18 protein-coding genes and 1 pseudogene (1 of these 19 running past the window's edge) are annotated in these 16,151 nt (G+C 63.3%); 10 read left to right on the forward strand and 9 right to left on the reverse strand.

All coding sequences use genetic code 11. The annotated features are described in order from the left end of the window. Together BRC58_01580 and BRC58_01585 are read left to right on the forward strand one after the other, a co-directional pair. Positions 1-395 (forward strand): annotated as a pseudogene (locus BRC58_01580) (Na-K-Cl cotransporter) (it extends 1,601 nt beyond the left edge of the window). Between the two features lie 19 nt (positions 396-414). Continuing rightward, positions 415-2,811, forward strand: a complete 2,397-nt coding sequence (locus BRC58_01585) for a phosphoenolpyruvate synthase (protein PSP19194.1) — start codon at positions 415-417, stop codon at positions 2,809-2,811. Here the strand turns inward: BRC58_01585 and BRC58_01590 are convergent. From BRC58_01590 to BRC58_01600, 3 genes are read right to left on the reverse strand one after another with little or no spacing between them, the layout of a single operon-like run. Further along, a complete protein-coding gene (locus tag BRC58_01590) occupies positions 2,808-3,758 on the reverse strand; it encodes an RluA family pseudouridine synthase (protein PSP19163.1) in 951 nt (316 codons plus the stop codon). The two genes, BRC58_01585 and BRC58_01590, sit on opposite strands and share 4 nt — an antisense overlap. A 9-nt stretch (positions 3,759-3,767) precedes the next feature. After that, positions 3,768-4,214 (reverse strand): TIGR02588 family protein, encoded by a 447-nt coding sequence (locus BRC58_01595; protein PSP19164.1) that lies wholly within the window; start codon positions 4,212-4,214, stop codon positions 3,768-3,770. After that, positions 4,211-5,092, reverse strand: a complete 882-nt coding sequence (locus BRC58_01600) for a TIGR02587 family membrane protein (GenBank protein PSP19195.1) — start codon at positions 5,090-5,092, stop codon at positions 4,211-4,213. Before BRC58_01600 ends, BRC58_01595 begins: the two co-directional genes overlap by 4 nt. 162 nt (positions 5,093-5,254) lie before the next feature. On the opposite strand from BRC58_01600, the gene accC reads away from it, so the two are divergent. Next, positions 5,255-6,601: an acetyl-CoA carboxylase biotin carboxylase subunit gene (gene accC / locus BRC58_01605; protein PSP19165.1), complete on the forward strand. Its 1,347-nt coding sequence runs from the start codon at positions 5,255-5,257 to the stop codon at positions 6,599-6,601. Here the strand turns inward: accC and BRC58_01610 are convergent. Continuing rightward, positions 6,598-6,891 carry a hypothetical protein gene (locus BRC58_01610; protein PSP19166.1) on the reverse strand — a complete coding sequence of 98 codons (294 nt, stop codon included), beginning with the start codon at positions 6,889-6,891 and terminating at the stop codon, positions 6,598-6,600. The genes accC and BRC58_01610 overlap by 4 nt on opposite strands. Positions 6,892-7,042: 151 nt before the next feature. On the opposite strand from BRC58_01610, the gene BRC58_01615 reads away from it, so the two are divergent. Together BRC58_01615 and BRC58_01620 are read left to right on the forward strand one after the other, a co-directional pair. Beyond that, positions 7,043-7,162, forward strand: a complete 120-nt coding sequence (locus BRC58_01615; GenBank protein PSP19167.1) for a Photosystem II reaction center X protein — start codon at positions 7,043-7,045, stop codon at positions 7,160-7,162. A gap of 177 nt (positions 7,163-7,339) precedes the next feature. Further along, positions 7,340-8,239, forward strand: a complete 900-nt coding sequence (locus BRC58_01620; protein PSP19168.1) for a hypothetical protein — start codon at positions 7,340-7,342, stop codon at positions 8,237-8,239. Positions 8,240-8,266: 27 nt separating this feature from the next. Here the strand turns inward: BRC58_01620 and BRC58_01625 are convergent, their stop codons facing one another. Then, on the reverse strand, positions 8,267-8,497 hold the full coding sequence (locus tag BRC58_01625; protein PSP19169.1) for a chlorophyll A-B-binding protein: 231 nt from the start codon (positions 8,495-8,497) through the stop codon (positions 8,267-8,269). 348 nt (positions 8,498-8,845) lie between these two features. Here BRC58_01625 and BRC58_01630 point away from each other — a divergent pair, with 348 nt between their 5' ends. Beyond that, positions 8,846-9,250, forward strand: a complete 405-nt coding sequence (locus BRC58_01630; GenBank protein ID PSP19170.1) for an AbrB family transcriptional regulator — start codon at positions 8,846-8,848, stop codon at positions 9,248-9,250. Between the two features lie 14 nt (positions 9,251-9,264). Here BRC58_01630 and BRC58_01635 read toward each other — a convergent pair whose 3' ends face one another. Further along, positions 9,265-10,545, reverse strand: a complete 1,281-nt coding sequence (locus BRC58_01635) for a cobalamin biosynthesis bifunctional protein CbiET (GenBank protein ID PSP19171.1) — start codon at positions 10,543-10,545, stop codon at positions 9,265-9,267. Further along, complete coding sequence (locus tag BRC58_01640) at positions 10,538-11,257, reverse strand: cobalt-precorrin-8X methylmutase (protein ID PSP19172.1); 720 nt, start codon at positions 11,255-11,257, stop codon at positions 10,538-10,540. Before BRC58_01640 ends, BRC58_01635 begins: the two co-directional genes overlap by 8 nt. On the opposite strand from BRC58_01640, the gene holA reads away from it, so the two are divergent. From holA to BRC58_01655, 3 genes are all read left to right on the forward strand, one after another. Further along, on the forward strand, positions 11,256-12,251 hold the full coding sequence (holA, locus tag BRC58_01645) for a DNA polymerase III subunit delta (GenBank protein ID PSP19173.1): 996 nt from the start codon (positions 11,256-11,258) through the stop codon (positions 12,249-12,251). The genes BRC58_01640 and holA overlap by 2 nt on opposite strands. 85 nt (positions 12,252-12,336) lie before the next feature. Then, positions 12,337-12,813 carry a hypothetical protein gene (locus BRC58_01650; GenBank protein ID PSP19174.1) on the forward strand — a complete coding sequence of 159 codons (477 nt, stop codon included), beginning with the start codon at positions 12,337-12,339 and terminating at the stop codon, positions 12,811-12,813. A 31-nt stretch (positions 12,814-12,844) separates the two neighbouring features. Then, complete coding sequence (locus BRC58_01655; GenBank protein ID PSP19175.1) at positions 12,845-13,378, forward strand: peroxidase; 534 nt, start codon at positions 12,845-12,847, stop codon at positions 13,376-13,378. On the opposite strand, the gene BRC58_01660 is transcribed toward BRC58_01655, so the two are convergent. Then, positions 13,375-14,616, reverse strand: a complete 1,242-nt coding sequence (locus BRC58_01660) for a peptidase S1 (protein ID PSP19176.1) — start codon at positions 14,614-14,616, stop codon at positions 13,375-13,377. The two genes, BRC58_01655 and BRC58_01660, sit on opposite strands and share 4 nt — an antisense overlap. A gap of 138 nt (positions 14,617-14,754) precedes the next feature. Between BRC58_01660 and recA the strand changes: the two genes are divergently transcribed. Beyond that, positions 14,755-15,870 carry a recombinase RecA gene (recA, locus tag BRC58_01665; protein PSP19177.1) on the forward strand — a complete coding sequence of 372 codons (1,116 nt, stop codon included), beginning with the start codon at positions 14,755-14,757 and terminating at the stop codon, positions 15,868-15,870. On the opposite strand, the gene BRC58_01670 is transcribed toward recA, so the two are convergent. After that, positions 15,867-16,139 carry a DUF3493 domain-containing protein gene (locus tag BRC58_01670; GenBank protein PSP19178.1) on the reverse strand — a complete coding sequence of 91 codons (273 nt, stop codon included), beginning with the start codon at positions 16,137-16,139 and terminating at the stop codon, positions 15,867-15,869. The genes recA and BRC58_01670 overlap by 4 nt on opposite strands. Between the last annotated feature and the right edge of the window lie 12 nt (positions 16,140-16,151).

A 16,151-nucleotide genomic window follows, 5' to 3' on the forward strand; every position in this document is an offset into this window, starting at 1 on the left:
GCGGCATGCAAGCCAACGGCAGCTTGATGCTGCTGCTGGCTTACCTGCTGCGCACCGACATTGACTGGCGCTACGCCACAATCTATCTCAAGCTCGTCGTCGGCAGCGATGCTGCCGCCCAGGCAGCCCAGACCAACCTGGAGCGCCTGATCGCCAAGCTGCGCGTTAGCGCCGTGTCTCAGGTGTTGGTTGCCAACGAACGGCCGTTTGAGGCCATCCTGACCGAATCCTCGAGCAGCGCCGATTTGGTGTTTTTGGGCATGGCAGCGCCCGATGGCCATTTCGCGCAATACTACGAACAGCTGCAGGCCAAAACGGCCGGGTTGCCAATGACGTTGTTCGTCCTGGCAGCCCCCGGATTTGCCTTCTCGCAAGTGCTGGCCGACGAGCGCTAGCCGCGTTTTGGAGCCCACCATGCCCGAGCAGTCCCCCTTTATCCTGTGGCTGGCCCAGCTCGGCAAGCCGGACCTCGCCCGCGTGGGGGGCAAAAACGCCTCGCTGGGCGAGCTGCTGCAGCAGCTTGGGGCCAGCGGCGTGCGCGTCCCCGAAGGGTTTGCTACCACGGCTGAGGCCTACCGGCACTGGATGGCCCAGGCCGGATTGGCGCAGCCGCTGCGCCGGTTGCTGGCCGATCTGGATGCCAACGATGTCGACGAGCTGCGCGCGCGCGGGCGCCAGGCGAGAGCGCTGATTCTGGACTCGCCGCTACTGCCCGAGCTGCGGCGCGTGATCGCGGCGGCTTACCGGCAGCTTTGCGAGCGCTACGGCGAGGATACCGATGTGGCCGTGCGCTCCAGTGCCACTGCCGAAGACTTGCCCGAAGCCAGCTTTGCCGGCCAGCAGGAGACGTTTCTCAACGTGCGGGGCGAGCGAGCGGTGCTGGAAGCCTGCCACAAGTGCTTTGCCTCGCTGTTTAGCGATCGCGCCATTTCCTACCGCCAGCAGGGCGGCTTCGACCAGCTCGATGTGGCGCTGTCGGTGGGCGTGCAGAAAATGGTGCGCGCCGATGGGGCCAGCTCGGGGGTGATGTTCTCCATCGACACCGAGACCGGTTTTCCCGACGCTGTGCTGATTACGGCTGCCTATGGGTTGGGCGAGACCGTGGTGCAAGGGGCCGTCAATCCCGACGAGTACCTGGTTTTTAAGCCCACCCTGGAGCGGGGCTACCAACCCATTCTGGACAAGCGCCTGGGCCAAAAAGCGCTCAAGCTAGTCTACGACGCGGGCGGCTCCCAAACCACGCGCCAAGTGCGCGTTCCCGATGCCGAGCGCGAGCGCTTTTGCTTGGGCGATGGCGAAATCTTGCAGTTGGCCCGCTGGGCGGTTGCCATCGAGCGCCACTACGGCACGCCCATGGATATCGAATGGGCCCAAGATGCCCGGACGGGAGAGCTGTTCGTCGTTCAGGCCCGCCCCGAGACCGTGCAGTCGCAGCGCGATCCCAATGCCCTCACTGCTTACCGGTTGCAGGCTGATGGGGAGGTCCTGGCCAGCGGCCGCAGCATCGGCTCGGCCATCGGCCAGGGTCGCGCCCGCGTGATGCGCGATCCGGGCAAGATTCACCTGTTCCAGCCGGGCGAGGTGCTGGTTGCCGAAGGCACCGACCCGGATTGGGAGCCCATCATGAAGCAGGCCAGCGCCATCGTCACTGATCGCGGCGGGCGAACTTGCCATGCCGCCATCGTGGCCCGGGAACGCGGCATTCCGGCCATTGTGGGCACTGGCAATGGCACCCAGGCCATTGCCAGCGAGCGCGAGGTGACGGTCTCCTGCGCCGAGGGCGAAGCGGGCAAAGTCTATGCCGGGCGCATCCCCTACGAGGTGGAGCGCATGCCGCTGGACGAGCTGCCGCAGCTGCGCACCGAGCTCATGATGAACGTGGCCAATCCGGACCGGGCCTTTTCGCTGGCAGCGCTGCCTTGCGATGGCATTGGCCTGGCGCGCCTGGAGTTCATCATTGCCAACCACATCCAGGCGCATCCGCTGGCGCTGCTGCATTTTGACGCGCTGACCGACCGCGACGCCAAGGCCGAGATCGCGCGGCTCACCCAGCACTACGACGACAAGCCCCAGTTTTTTGTCGATGGGCTGGCGCGCGGCATTGCCACCATTGCCGCGTCAGTTTATCCCCAACCGGCCATCGTGCGGCTCTCGGATTTCAAAACCAACGAGTACGCCCACCTGCTGGGCGGCTCCCAATTCGAGCCCCACGAGGCCAACCCCATGCTGGGCTGGCGCGGGGCCGCACGCTACTGCGATCCGCAATACCGGGAAGCCTTTGCCCTGGAGTGCCGTGCCCTCAAGCAGGTCCGCGAGGAAATGGGCCTGACTAACGTCATTCCCATGGTGCCGTTTTGCCGCACCCCCGAAGAAGGCGAGCGCGTTCTGGCCGAGATGGCCGCCAACGGCCTGCAGCAAGGGGAGAACGGCCTGCAAGTCTATGTCATGGTGGAGCTGCCCAATAACGTCCTCATGGCCGCCGAGTTCGGCCGGATCTTTGACGGTTTCTCCATCGGTTCCAACGACCTAACCCAGCTCGTGCTGGGCCTCGATCGCGACTCGGCCCTGGTGGCCTCGCTGTTTGACGAGCGCAGCGAAGGGGTCAAGCACCTGGTGCGCATGGCCATCGAGGGGGCCAAAGCCCGGGGCTGCAAGATCGGGCTCTGCGGCCAGGCCCCCAGCGACTACCCCGAGTTCGCCCGCTTTTTGGTCGAGGCCGGGATCGATTCCATTAGCCTCAACCCGGATTCGCTGCCGCAAGCGCGCCTGACGGTTGCCGAGGCGGAGCGCGAGGCGCAGGTGATCGGCTAGCGCGCCCGGGCAGTGTCTTCCGCTCGCAGTGGCGCGAGCCAGCGCTCGAAGGGTTCGGGGGGCGGCGCGGTCACGGTCTGCCAGGCATCGCGATCGCGCTGGGGCCAGGCGATCTGGCGCGCGTGGAACATCAGCTGCGGGGCGGCTACGGCCGGGTCGCCGTATTTGCGATCGCCGATGACTGGGGTCCCCGCGTGCGCCAAGTGAACCCGCAACTGATGGGTGCGGCCGGTGGTGGGCTGAAGCTCTACCCAAGCGCGCCCCTGGGGCGTAGCGCTCAACACGCGGTAGTGCGTCACCGCTGCATCGCCGTCTCGCGGCGCGACCTGCATTTTGCCCGCCGGGCCTTTGGCCAGCGGTGCTCGAATGGTCCCGCGGCGCGGCTCGGGCGTGGGATAGACCAGCGCCCAATAGGTCTTGGCCACGCGACGCTGTTGGAAAGCACGGATCAACCAATCCGCCATGCCGGCAGTGCGGGCGAGCAGCAATACCCCCGAGGTGGCTTTGTCCAAGCGGTGGACCAACCGCGGCGGCTTGGGATCGCTGCCTTGCAAGGCCGGTAGTTGGGCTGCTAGATGGCGATCAAGGGTCTTGCCGCCTTGAACGGCCAAGCCGGCCGGCTTGTTGAGCGCTAGCAGCTCGACCTCGCGGTGGAGGATGGCCGCGTGCAGGGCTTGGGGGTCGCCGCTTTGCTGCGCTTGCTCGGCCGGCCAGTACTGCTCTTGCAGCAGCGCTGGAACGGCGACCGTATCGCCGGCTGCCACGCGGGTTTGCGGGGAGGCGCGGCGCTCGCCAACCCGAATTTGGCCCTTGCGCAATAGCTTGAGCAGGCGGCTGCGCGGAACGGCCGGAAAGTGCTGGCACAGCCACCGGTCGAGGCGCTGTCGCTTGCCAGTAACGGCAATGCGGTGCTGGGACGTTGGGGTCTCGCTTTCGCTTGGGGACATGCGCCTTCCCTACTCGCGGCGATCCGCCCCCTCAAACTGCCGGGCGGCATTGCTGTAGGGCAGCTTGTAGCCTGCCACGCGCAAGGTCAGATTGCCCTGCTCGGGGTCGCGATTGAAGATGAATACGCCCTGCTTGCGCTCGCCCCCGGCCAAAAAATCGACTTCCTGCTCGCCTTGCTCGCTGGCTTCGCCGGGCAGCTGCAGCTCGGCAACCACTTGGACGGCAGTGGCAACGCTCCCGCCCAGGTTGGCAACCGTAAAGGGCTGGTAGTAAACCTCCCGCACGGGCACGCTGGCGTGGGGAGTCGCTTGCAGGATGGGTGGTTGCCGCTCCGCAACGACCCAGTCGTAGATCACCAGCGCAATTAACCCTGCCACAAGCAGGCTCGATACAGCCAGGGTCACCCACTCGGCGGCCGTCCGCCGGTCCGTTTGCTGGGGCTCGGTCGGGGTCATATGGCCAGACGACCGGCAGCCCCGCCAACGGCCGCCGGCAACCCTAACAGTAGCGTTTCGCTCAGCCACTCCTGCCACGGATCGGCCCAGCTCAGCTGCTGGAAAAAGCCCAACATCAGGGCCGAGACGAGCAGGCAGGCCACGTAGCCCACCAGCGTCTCGCTAGCCGCCTGGCGCCAGCCGCCGTCGCGATCGCCCCAGCCCGAGGCAAACACGATGCCGTAGGACACCAGCAGCGAGGCCGCCACGACCGCCAGCAGCTGCAGCGGCGGCAAGGAGGTGGCCAGCAGCGGCACCTCCTCGGTGGGAGCAATGTTGAAGCCCACGATTAGGGCGCCGATCAGGGTGGCATCGAGCCGGGCCAGCACCGTGCCCCAGCTGGGGCGTGCCGTCCGGTTCGCTCGGGTTTGGCGCCGGGGCATGCGATCGCGTCGCCCCAGAAACGTCGAGCGCGCCAGGGCAACCCCAATGGCAAACGGGATGACTTCAAAGATGAGCTTGCCCAGGGCTTCGGTCAGCGGCGTTGCCAGCGTGATGCGCCCCAGCAACCCCAGCGCCAGCCCCGAGCACGCCATGCCGATAGCCAGGGCCTCGATGCTCTCCAGCAGGGCATCCAGCGAGCGGATGTCGCTGCGGCCGCGAAAGCCTTCACTCTGGTTGAGCAAAAAGATAACGGCCAACGCAACTGCCAGCGCAGCCAGCATCCAGCTCGGTCGGACCGCCGAGCCGATCCACCACACCTCAACGGTATACAGCAGCGGGATGCCGAACAAAAAAACGCCTGAGATGCCTTGCAAGAGGTTGCCAAGCTCGCGCCCCCAACCGCGATCGGCTTGCGTGCTGCTGGGGGAATTGGCTTGCGTTTGCGCGTTGCGCACGGCCAAATCGGAGGACTAGACTGGATTCATTTTAAGGGGGCAGTCGGGAGCTGCCGGTGGGCTCGCTCGAGGTGGCTTTCCGCTCGCTTGGTAAGATAAGGGGTCGCAAATGCCATCCCCGCCTCAATCCGCGCCTAAGAGGGCGAGCCGCACCTGCCCGCAATGCCGTTTTCCAAAGTTCTCATTGCCAACCGGGGCGAAATCGCGCTGCGCATCCTGCACAGTTGCGAAGAGATGGGGCTAGAGACCGTTGCCGCGCACTCCAGCGCTGATCGGAACGCTCTGCCCGTCCAACTGGCCGATGAAAGCGTCTGCATTGGTCCGCCGCCCAGCGACAAAAGCTATTTGAATGCCCCCAGTTTGATGGCGGCGGCTCTCACTCACAATGCCACAGCCGTGCATCCTGGCTACGGTTTTCTATCGGAGAACGCCCGTTTTGCCGAAATTTGCGCCGACCACCGCATCACCTTTATTGGTCCCTCGCCGGAAGCCATCCAGGCCATGGGGGATAAATCCACAGCCAAAGACACGATGGTGCGGGCCGGCGTTCCCACCGTTCCGGGTAGCGAAGGGCTGCTGGCCGACGAGGCCCAGGCGCGGTCCCTAGCCAGCGAAATCGGCTATCCGGTCGTGCTCAAAGCAACGGCCGGCGGAGGCGGCCGCGGCATGCGTGTCGTGCGCCAGGAATCTGAGCTCGCCGCGGCGTTCCAATCGGCGCAGGGCGAATCGGAAGCGGCTTTTGGCAACGCTGGCCTCTATCTGGAGAAGTTGCTCGAGCGGCCCCGCCACATCGAAATTCAGATCGTGGCCGATCGGCATGGCAACGCCATCCACCTAGGCGAGCGGGATTGCTCCATCCAGCGGCGGCACCAAAAACTGCTCGAGGAGGCCCCCAGTCCGTTTGTGACCCATGCGCTGCGCGAACAAATGGGGACGGCTGCCGTACGCGCCGCCCAGTCCATTGCGTACGTGGGGGCTGGGACAGTCGAGTTTCTAGTGGATGGGGATGGCAACTTTTACTTTATCGAGATGAATACCCGCATCCAGGTGGAACATCCGGTCACCGAGGCCATTGCCGGCATCGATCTGGTGGCCGAGCAAATCCGCTTGGCCCAGGGCGAGAAGCTGCAGCTCAGCCAGGACCAAGTGGTCCTGCAAGGACACGCCATTGAATGCCGCCTCAATGCCGAGGATCCCGAACGGGATTTTCGGCCGCACCCCGGTCATATCAGCGGTTACCTCCCCCCAGGCGGGCCGGGAGTGCGCATGGACTCGCACATTTATACGGGCTACGACATCCCGCCCTACTACGACTCGCTGCTGGGCAAGCTGATCGTTTGGGGCCCTAACCGGGAAGCCGCCATCCGCCGCATGCAGCGCGCGCTCAGGCAGTGCGCCATTACCGGCGTCCCCACCACCATCGGCGTTCACCAACAGATTCTAGAGACGCCCACGTTTGCCCATGGTGAAGCGTGCACCGATTTCATCGAGCGGCACTTGGGTGGCTAGCCGCTAGCGAGCAACAGGCGAAGCACCCCCTGCTGGCCCAGCAGCAGCTCCCGCAGCAACGTAATAGCTCCCACCCAGATAATGGGAGTAATATCGACGCCACCCAGCGGCGGAACGAGCCGGCGCGTGGGGGCTAAAAAAGGCTCGGTAGGCCAAGCGACCAGGTTGTAAGGAAAGCGGTTGAGATCGAGCTGCGGGTACCACGTCAAAACGATCCGCACGACGAATAAAAACGCTGCTCCCCCCAAAGCGAGGTTGAGTAACAGGACGGCGAGGGCTGCCAGATCCATACTGAGGGGTTGCGATGAACCAATTGCTTGTCGTGCTATGGCTGCATTCTAGCGGCAGCAGCCAGGCTGGTGCGCCCGATTGGGTGCGTTTGGCCTAGGCTGGCGGCAAGCTTTTAGAATTAGAAGGGTAGCGAGTTTAAGGGCAAGCGCCATGACACCGTCTCTGATGAACTTTTTCTATAGCTTGATTGCCGGTGTGGTCGTTGTCGTCGTTCCCATTACAGTCGCGCTGATCTGGATCAGCCAGAAAGACAAGATCGAGCGCTCCTAAGTTGAGACCATGGGTTGGCTGCACGCTTGGGCAAGCGAGCGGCCCAATGTCAGTACGCAGTCGCTCAACGGCATTCGCCCGGTTGGCACCGGGGAACTATACTGGAACTGCTTGGCCGAATGGGGTTGGCAGCCACCACCGGCACGCTAACGGAGCGGGAGGAGCTGAGAAAGCGCAATGGTCGATCTGGGGCTAAATTCAGCCGTTTTTCTAGGGCAAGTTAACACTGCCATCAACTCAGCCGGCATCTTGGGTATTGGGTTGGTGGTTGCCGGAGCGGGCCTCTACTTTTTGCGCTCGGTCCGCCCGACGCTATCGCGCGATCAAGACATTGTCTTTGCGGCCATCAGCCTGCTCTGCGGTCTCATTTTGATCTTTCAAGGCTGGCGGCTCGATCCCATCCTGCAATTCGGGCAGTTTTTGCTAACGGGGGTTGCGGTCGCCTTTGGCGTTGAGACCATCCGCCTGCGCAGCGCTACGACCGAGCAAGCCCGGCGCAATACCCCAATTGTGGATGACGACCGGCCGACCAGCCGCGTCTATCGCGCTGAGCTGGATGACGAGGAAGAGGAACTCGAGCCCCCAGAAGCTGACGACCCCGAGCCAATCGACCGCCGCTTGCGCGGCACGCGGGAGCCCCGCGAGCCCCGTTCCTCGGCGGCGCGACGCCAGCACGAGGCGCCCGAGTCCCGCTCGCCCCGTCCGCGGCGCGAGGCCAATCGCCGCCCAACGTCCTCCGAGCGCTCCCCCAAAGCATCCTCGCGCGCCAGTAGTCCGGCTGGTGGCAAGCGTGATAGGGAAGCCTTCGAGCGCGAACCGCGGACGGCAGCCCCCGACGAACGCGAACGCCCGCGGCGCAGCGAGCGCCTGTCCCGCTCGCAATCGCCAGCCGCTCGCCCCACGCCCCGCCCAACCGGCCGCGGAACTGCCTCCACCAGTAGCAAGCGAGCGGCTAGACCGGCGTCGCCCAGCCGCCGCTCGGCTCGGGAAGATTACGTCGACTACCGCCCAGTTGACAGTTCCGATGGGGACGATAGCCGCGATAGCGGCCTGGATTTAGGACCATCGGAATACTGAGTAGAGCGAGCTGGCAAGTGGGGTGCGCTAGCGCAGCTCGAGCCACGCCAGCAAGCCTTGGCCGGTTGCGAGTTCGATGGCCAGCAGGGCAACAAACCCCAGCATGGCAAAGCGCCCGTTGATCCGCTCGGCATAGCGGGTCCATCCCCAGGCTGGCTCTTCTAGGTGGGGAATCAGCTCCCTAGCATCATCGGCTGACTGTTGTTGGGCTGCCCCTTCGGTGGCTTCCGTCTCGGCTTGGTTATCGGATGGTGTCATAACGGATGGGAACGGGGGTGTCCGAGCTTTCCCAAGCTAGCATCGAGTGATACCAATTTGAGCAGCGGATGCACGCTTGCTAAAGCGCATGATTCCCATATTGAGGGAATTTCGGAGATCGCAATCTAGTGCACAAGCCACGAGAATTGGTATGAGCCTATCGCGATGGCGCTTGGCAACCCAGCGGTCGGGTGATGTGGCGCAAACCCGGTAAGTAGCGTTGCTTTTAAAGGGAGAGATAGTAGTTGTCGGACGGTTATTGTTAAATGGGTCGCATCAAACGATATATTTTTTATAGAACGATGGTTCCCATAAGGGGCAACGACAGCGTTATTAGGACGAACCAACATGAGCCCAACCGATACAACACCCTTGACTGGAAAACAACTACTGCAGAGAGTCCAAGAACTCTCCCATCTGCCGCGGCGGGAAACGGCCAAAGCCTGCGGCTATTACAAGGTGGAGCGAGACGGCAGCGAGCGCGCCAATCTGACCGAGTTTTATAATGCGCTGCTAGCTGCAAAAGGCGTTCCGGTGAGCCCGGAGGGTAGCGGCGACGGGCGCGGCCGGGAACCCACGTATCGCGTCAGCGTTCACAAAAACGGCCAAATCGTCATTGGATCCACCTATACCGAGGCCATGGGCCTCCAGCCTGGCGACGAATTTGAAGTCAAGCTGGGGTCGAAAAACATTCGGCTCAGGCGCCTCGGTCAAGACAATGAAGACGGTGCCGACGACTCGGTCGAGGCTTAAAAGTTGGCTGGCCGCTAAAGCACTGCCGGGCAATGGCGGCTGGCAACGACCATGGTGACAGGATTGAGTGGCGAGAGGCGGTTGCCGCGGCCGATGGGAACCGAGCGAGCGAGTTGCGCTTGCAGCAGTCGGTAGGACCAGCCCGCCTGCGCCAACCAATCGAGGCTGGCGTGCAGGTGCTCCAAGGTGGCAAACGCGCCCACCACGATCCCATCGGCAGTAAGGCGGGCACTGCAAGCCTCAAGAATGCCGGCAATGTTGCCACCGCTGCCGCCCACAAATACCCGGTCGGGGGCTGGTAGGGACGCCAAGGCATCTGGGGCCGTGCCCCAAACGGGCATGACGCGATCGGCTTGCAAGCGCTGGCAGTTTTGCTCGATCAGGGATTGGCCTGCTGCACTGCGCTCGATCGCGTAGACTTGGCAGCCGGGGAAGGCCCGGGCGATTTCGATCGCCACAGCCCCCGTTCCGGCCCCGATATCCCAAACCGTTTGCCCGGGGTGCAAGGCCAGCTCGCCTAGGGCCAGGATGCGGACCTCGCGCTTGGTCATCAGGCCCGGGCGGTCGGCAAAGCTAGCAAACGCCCGGTCGGGGAGGCCCAGTTGCGGCAGCTTGGCGAGGTCGTCGCCGCCGGTCGCTGGTTCCTGGCGCAGCAGCACGACGACGTTGAGCGGATCGAAGGCCTGGGCTTGCAGCGCCTCCGGCGAGAAGGCGGCGACGCGCTCTTGCGAACCGCCCAGGTTTTCGCAGACCCAGAAGCGGTACGTATGCGGCAGATCCAGCGCCCGATAAAGGCGCGCGATCGCTGCCGGGGAATGGTTGGGATCGGTCAAAACGGCAATTTTGGCCTCACCGCGCTGCAGGGCGTGCTGCAGCTCAGTCGCAGTGCGGCCGTGGGCGCTGACCGTGCAGGCGTCGTGCCAGGGCACCTTGAGCCGATTGAAAGCCAACTGCACGGCTGACAGGTGCGGGTGAAAGCTCAGGCAATCCGGCGGAAATTGGGCCAATAGCACCCGGCCCAAGCCAAAAAAAAGCGGATCCCCCGAGGTCAAGACAGCTACGCGCTCGCCCGCCGCAAGCGCGGCGCGCAACTCGGGGAGCGCGCGCGTGGGATCGCTAAAGACCAAGCGGCGAGCCGGGTGTTGGGGCAAACAGCGCAAGTGACGCTCGGGGCCCAGCAATACGGTGGCAGCCTCGAGATGGCGCCGCGCCTCAACGCTCAGCCCTGCAACGCCATCCAATCCCATGCCGATAGTGTCGATGCCCGCGCCTGGGGGACAGTGCAACTCAGCCATGCCCGCTCGCTGGGGTCTCCGCTCGTTGTTGCTCCCAAGCCAGGCCCAGCAGCGCATTCAGGATCGCCGCCGCGACGGGCGAGCCGCCCTTACGCCCCTCGACCCGAATTTGGGGAACCCTCGCTTGCGCCAGCGCATGCTTGGCCTCGACGACCGAGACAAAGCCCACGGGGACGCCGACAACCAGTGCCGGGTGCGCCTCACTGGCCGAAATTCGCTCGCACAGTTCCATTAAGGCCGTCGGTGCGCTGCCAATGGCATAAATTCCGCTCGGATGTTGAGCGAGGCAGCGCTCCATCCCCGCTGCTGCCCGCGTTCGGCCGGATTCAGTGTCGGGGGCCTGCTCCAGGGCATTGGCAAGCGGGTTTTGAAACGTTTGGCGAACGGTGGGCGCAATCGCGCGCTCGAGCATGCTCGCGTCGGTAATGATGGGGGCACCCCAGCGCAAAGCGGCTAGGCCGGCCGCAATCGCGCCGTCGCCAAAGCGCAGCAACTGCAGGAACTCAAAATCGGCTGTCGCGTGGATCGCGCGGCGGGCGATGGCGTACTGAGCCCAATCGAGCTCGGTCGCGTCCACCTCGCGATCGATAATGGCAAAACTTTGTTTGAGAATGGGATGGTCCAGTTCGCTCACGGCCCCATCCGGGCGATATCGCGGGCTCGCATAGCCTAACGTAGAATGAGAACCGGCTCCGCCTGCGACCCTTGCCATGCCGGTGTACTGGTTCTGGGGGGATGACGAGTTCGCGCGCGATCGCGCCGCCGAGCAGCTGCGCGATTCGGTGCTCGATCCGGGATGGGCCGCGTTTAACAACCACCGCCTGGCTGGAGACGCCATCATCGAGGGCCTCAACCAGGCGTTGACTCCAGCGTTTGGCACCGGCGCTCGCGTTGTCTGGATTGCCAATGCCCAACTCGGCCGGCAATGCTCGCAAGCTGTCCTTACCGAGCTGGAGCACGCGCTTCCGCAGATTCCCGAGAGCACGCACCTGGTACTGACTGCCACCGACAAACCCGACCGGCGCCTGCGAACCACCAAGCTGCTGGAGCAGTACGCCCAGCTCCGCCAGTTCGTTGCCATCCCACCTTGGAAAACCGAGGCGATCGCGCAGCGAGCGCAGCAGTTTGCCCGGCAAATGGGGATGACCTTGAGTGCCAATGCTGCCGATTGCCTGGCCCAGTCCGTTGGTAACCAAACCCGACAGCTCTGGAGTGAGCTCCACAAATTGCAGCTTTATGGCGAGACGCTCGAGCGCCCGCTAGAAGCAGCTGATGTGACAGCCCTGGTGGCACCAACGACCCAAAACAGCTTGCAGCTAGCGACTGCCTTGCGCCAAGGCGACGCAGCTCAAGCACTGGCGCTCATCGAGGCGTTGCTCGCGCGCGAGGAACCCGCGCTCAGGATTGCGGCAACCCTAACCGGTCAGTTTCGCCGTTGGCTCCAGGTCAAGCTCCTCCTGGAGCAAGGTGAGCGCGACGATCGCGCCATTGCAACAGCTGCTGAGGTGGGCAACCCCAAACGGGCTTACTTTTTGCGCCAGGAGGTGCAAGCACTCTCATCGCAGCAGCTGTCAGCCAGCCTACCGCTGCTGCTGGCGCTAGAAACCGAGCTCAAGCGCGGCGCCGATCCGCAAACCGTCCTGCCGGCCAAGGCCGTCGAGGTTTGCCGCACGTGCGGGGCCGAGGCACCTGCTGCTAGGACCTAGGAACTTTCCCAAATTGCTAGGCTTCAATACTACCGGAAGCGTCCCATGAGGCGTTTCTTGGTAACCTCTGTATCGTTAGGCGCTCATGTCGGTCAAACACGCTCGCTTACTACCCTTGCCGCGCACGCTCGCTAGCGTACCTGTTGCCCTGGGGCTGGCTGCCGCCGGGGTCCTTACTGGCATCGTTCCCGAGTGGGACAACCGTCCTACGCTAGACCTGCGCGCCCAAGCGCAGTCGGATGTCTCGCAGGGCAAAGTGCGGCAGTACGCGCAAGCCATGCTCAAAATCGAGCGGCTCCGGCAGCGGACCTATCAGAAAGTCGAGCAGCGTATGGGGGCAGGTGCCGTTCCCAACATTGCCTGCCACCGCTCGGAGAGCTTGAGCCAGCTGTCGCCCGAGGTGCGCAAGACTGCCCGCTCCTACTGCAAGCGATCGCGCCAAATCGTGCGCCAGCACGATTTGACCGTATCGGAAGTCAACCGGCTGAACCGCAAGTACGAATCCGATCCGGCCTTTAAGGAGCGCGTTGGCGCTATCATGCGGCAGCTCCAGAGCAACTGAGACCGTCTATTGGCCAAGTTGGAGGTCGCCGATGGCCTACCTGCAACCGCTACCGCGCGATCGCGTCTCGCCCGAGCTGCAAGCCGTCTACGACGAGATCCAGCAGGCGTATGGGATGGTACCCAACCTCTTCAAAACGGCCGCCCACCACCCACCGTTGCTCAAGGCCAATTGGGAAAAGGTCAAGGGCATCATGACGGGCGGCCAGCTGCCGCGCCCGCTCAAAGAAAGCATTGCGCTGCTGGTCTCCAAGGACAACGGCTGCCAATACTGCATCCGCGCTCATACCCAAGCCCTCAAAGCCCTACGTGTCTCAGAGGCTGAGATTGAAGCGCTTTACCAGGAGCGCTTTGAAGCGACAGGGTACGGCGACAAGGCTGTTACCCTCATTCGCTTGGCCCGATGGGCCAACAGTGCGCCCAACGACATGCCGGGCGACGCGTTCCGCAAGGCTCAGGATGCGGGTGCTACTGAAGCCGAGATCGTCGAGGCCTTAGGCGTCATGGAGGTTTTCGCTGCCTTCAACAAATTTTTGGATGCCGTAGCCGTCGAGATCGATTTTTAGCGGCGCCGCCGCTGCTGCTGGCGCTTTAGCGACTTGACCGGCAGCTTCTCGAGCTGGACCGAAATTGTCTCACTCTGGCCGTTGCGCTGCACTCTCATTGAGAGCTGGCTGCCAATTTCGCGGGACTCGACAATTTTTTGCACTTGGCTCGACTCGGTGACCGTTTGGCTGCCAACGCTTTGGATAATGTCGCCGGGCTGGAGGCCCGCTTGGGCCGCAGGCGAGCCCTGCATGACCTCTACAACTAAAACGCCTTCCTCAGCCTGGATGTTGAGATCGCGCCGCGGATCTTGGTTCAAGCGCTGCTTGACCTCAGGGGTCAGGGTCACCATGCGAATGCCCACATAGGGGTATTGCACCTCGCCGGTTTCGATGATTTCCTGGGCGACTTGTTGGGCGGCATTAATAGGAACGGCAAACCCTAAGCCCTGCCCCTTGCCCAGGATGGCCGTGTTGATGCCTACTACCTCGCCGCGCGCGTTGAGCAACGGTCCCCCCGAGTTGCCGGGGTTGATGGGGGCATCGGTCTGCAGGAAGTTGACGCGCTTGTCGGGCACGCCAATTTCGGAGCTCGAGCGACCGGTAGCGCTAATCACGCCTAGCGTTACACTCTCTTCCAGGCCGAAGGGATTGCCGATAGCGATCGCCCATTGCCCCGGTTGCACGCTTTGGGAATCGCCCATCTCCAGGGTAGGCAAGTCATTGGCATTCACCTTGACAACAGCCACATCGGTGAGCGGATCGGCACCCAACACCTGACCGTCTAGGGTGCGACCGTCTTTGAAGGTCACCATCACCTTATCGGCATTGCTAACAACGTGGGCGTTGGTCAGGATCCGCCCGTTGGAATCGAGCACGAACCCCGAGCCCATCCCACGCTTAACCTTTTCCCGCGGGACGGGTACCTCATCACCAAAAAATCGCCGGAAAAAGGGGTTCTCGAATACCTCAGGGACTTCGGTTTTGACCGTCTTGGCCGTGTTGATCTGCACGACAGCCGGGGAGGCTTGGTTGGCAACCTCGGTGACAAAATTCGAACGGACCTCGGCGGGGGAAGGAGGCTGCTGGTTGCCTTGAGCCTGCTGTTGCTGTTGCGAAGGGGAGGACAGCCCTAGTGGCGCCGAGCACCCGCCCAGCAGCGCCAGTCCGCCTCCTAGAACCGGAAGCGCGCCGTAGAGCAATCGCAGGCGGCGGGGAAAGCTGCTGGCAGAGAACCTTCGCTTGGGGGTGGCTGGCATGGTGCTTGGCGAGTAAAAGTGTCTTTTGATTCTGCCATAGCGGCGGTGACCGAGGGATGCGAGCGCCTCCCGCTCGGGCTGTCGTTGGGACCGTTAGGATGGACGGGCAAGCTGCTAGCCGTTTAATTCGAGACCGCGATGGCGCCCGCTGCAAACCGCTCCCACAACGCCGATAGCCACAACACGGATAAAGATAAAGCTCTCAACTTAGTGCTCGATCAGATTGAGCGCAACTTTGGCAAGGGCTCGATCATGCGCTTGGGCGATGCCGCTCGCATCAAGGCCGAGACCATTCCCAGCGGCGCGCTGACGCTCGATCTGGCGTTGGGCGGTGGCATTCCCAAAGGGCGCATCATCGAGATCTACGGTCCCGAGAGCTCGGGCAAGACAACGCTGGCGCTCCATGCCGTCGGCGAAGTGCAAAAAAGCGGTGGCGTTGCCGCTTTTGTCGATGCCGAGCATGCCCTCGATCCTACCTACGCTGGCGATCTGGATGTGGATGTCGAGAATCTGCTGGTCTCGCAGCCCGATACGGGCGAGTCAGCCCTCGAGATCGTCGATCAGCTCGTTCGTTCCTCGGCGGTCGATATTGTGGTTGTCGATTCGGTGGCGGCTTTGGTTCCGCGCGCCGAGATCGAGGGCGAGATGGGCGATACGCAGGTGGGATTGCAAGCCCGGTTGATGAGCAAAGCCCTACGCAAAATTGCTGGCAACATCGGCCGCTCGGGCTGCACGGTAATCTTTTTGAACCAACTGCGCCAAAAAATTGGCGTCACCTACGGCAATCCCGAAACCACAACCGGTGGCAACGCGCTCAAGTTCTACACCTCAGTGCGGCTGGACATCCGCCGCATCCAAACGCTCAAAAAAGGTAGCGGCGGCGAGTACGGCATTCGCGCCAAAGTCAAAGTAGCCAAAAACAAGGTGGCGCCCCCATTCCGCATTGCCGAGTTCGACATCATCTTCAGCAGCGGTATTTCGCAAACCGGATGCCTGCTCGATTTGGCCGAGCACACCAACACCATCGTGCGCAAAGGGGCATGGTACAGCTACAACGGCGAGAACATCGCCCAGGGACGGGACAACGCCGTCAAGTACCTAGACGACAACCCCGAACTGGCGCACCAGATTGAGGCGACCGTGCGGGAGCAGCTCGATATGGGAACCATGCTGCCCACCCGCTCTGGTGATGGCGAACCGGCCGAAGGCGAAGCGATCGAAGCAGAGGTCGAGGGCGAGCCGGCGGCAGGCTAGCGCTTGCGCTCGAGCCGCCGCTCGAGCTGGAAAAGCCCCACTGCTGCCCCGATCGCTCCCAGCTGGAGCGCCAGATCGGCCAGGATCGAATCGCTACCGCGCCCAGCTAGTAGCTGCGTTAGGAAGATGGCGGCGCCAATGCTGCCCGAGGCCCCCACGACCCCATAAATAACCTTGCGCAGCCCCCGATAGGGCGCTTTAGCTTCGGCTTTGAGGCGCTCGCGCTGGGTCGGATCGAGCGCATTGCGATGGCGCTGGGACTCAGGCATGGTGGCTGACGA

The sequence above is a fragment of the Cyanobacteria bacterium QS_8_64_29 genome (genome assembly GCA_003022125.1).
Classification (GTDB): Bacteria; Cyanobacteriota; Cyanobacteriia; order Cyanobacteriales; family Rubidibacteraceae; genus QS-8-64-29.

What these genes read in the sequence shown, in the direction of transcription:
- BRC58_01610 (PSP19166.1), bottom strand. Translation starts at nt 6,891, where the DNA reads ATGGATCTGGCAGCCCTCGCCGTCCTGTTACTCAACCTCGCTTTGGGG.
- BRC58_01640 (PSP19172.1), bottom strand. Translation starts at nt 11,257, where the DNA reads ATGGCAAGGGTCGCAGGCGGAGCCGGTTCTCATTCTACGTTAGGCTAT.
- BRC58_01655 (PSP19175.1), top strand. Translation starts at nt 12,845, where the DNA reads ATGGCCTACCTGCAACCGCTACCGCGCGATCGCGTCTCGCCCGAGCTG.
- BRC58_01615 (PSP19167.1), top strand. Translation starts at nt 7,043, where the DNA reads ATGACACCGTCTCTGATGAACTTTTTCTATAGCTTGATTGCCGGTGTG.
- BRC58_01620 (PSP19168.1), top strand. Translation starts at nt 7,340, where the DNA reads ATGGTCGATCTGGGGCTAAATTCAGCCGTTTTTCTAGGGCAAGTTAAC.
- recA (PSP19177.1), top strand. Translation starts at nt 14,755, where the DNA reads ATGGCGCCCGCTGCAAACCGCTCCCACAACGCCGATAGCCACAACACG.
- BRC58_01635 (PSP19171.1), bottom strand. Translation starts at nt 10,545, where the DNA reads ATGGCTGAGTTGCACTGTCCCCCAGGCGCGGGCATCGACACTATCGGC.
- BRC58_01625 (PSP19169.1), bottom strand. Translation starts at nt 8,497, where the DNA reads ATGACACCATCCGATAACCAAGCCGAGACGGAAGCCACCGAAGGGGCA.
- holA (PSP19173.1), top strand. Translation starts at nt 11,256, where the DNA reads ATGCCGGTGTACTGGTTCTGGGGGGATGACGAGTTCGCGCGCGATCGC.
- BRC58_01585 (PSP19194.1), top strand. Translation starts at nt 415, where the DNA reads ATGCCCGAGCAGTCCCCCTTTATCCTGTGGCTGGCCCAGCTCGGCAAG.
- BRC58_01595 (PSP19164.1), bottom strand. Translation starts at nt 4,214, where the DNA reads ATGACCCCGACCGAGCCCCAGCAAACGGACCGGCGGACGGCCGCCGAG.
- BRC58_01670 (PSP19178.1), bottom strand. Translation starts at nt 16,139, where the DNA reads ATGCCTGAGTCCCAGCGCCATCGCAATGCGCTCGATCCGACCCAGCGC.
- accC (PSP19165.1), top strand. Translation starts at nt 5,255, where the DNA reads ATGCCGTTTTCCAAAGTTCTCATTGCCAACCGGGGCGAAATCGCGCTG.
- BRC58_01660 (PSP19176.1), bottom strand. Translation starts at nt 14,616, where the DNA reads ATGCCAGCCACCCCCAAGCGAAGGTTCTCTGCCAGCAGCTTTCCCCGC.
- BRC58_01590 (PSP19163.1), bottom strand. Translation starts at nt 3,758, where the DNA reads ATGTCCCCAAGCGAAAGCGAGACCCCAACGTCCCAGCACCGCATTGCC.
- BRC58_01630 (PSP19170.1), top strand. Translation starts at nt 8,846, where the DNA reads ATGAGCCCAACCGATACAACACCCTTGACTGGAAAACAACTACTGCAG.
- BRC58_01650 (PSP19174.1), top strand. Translation starts at nt 12,337, where the DNA reads ATGTCGGTCAAACACGCTCGCTTACTACCCTTGCCGCGCACGCTCGCT.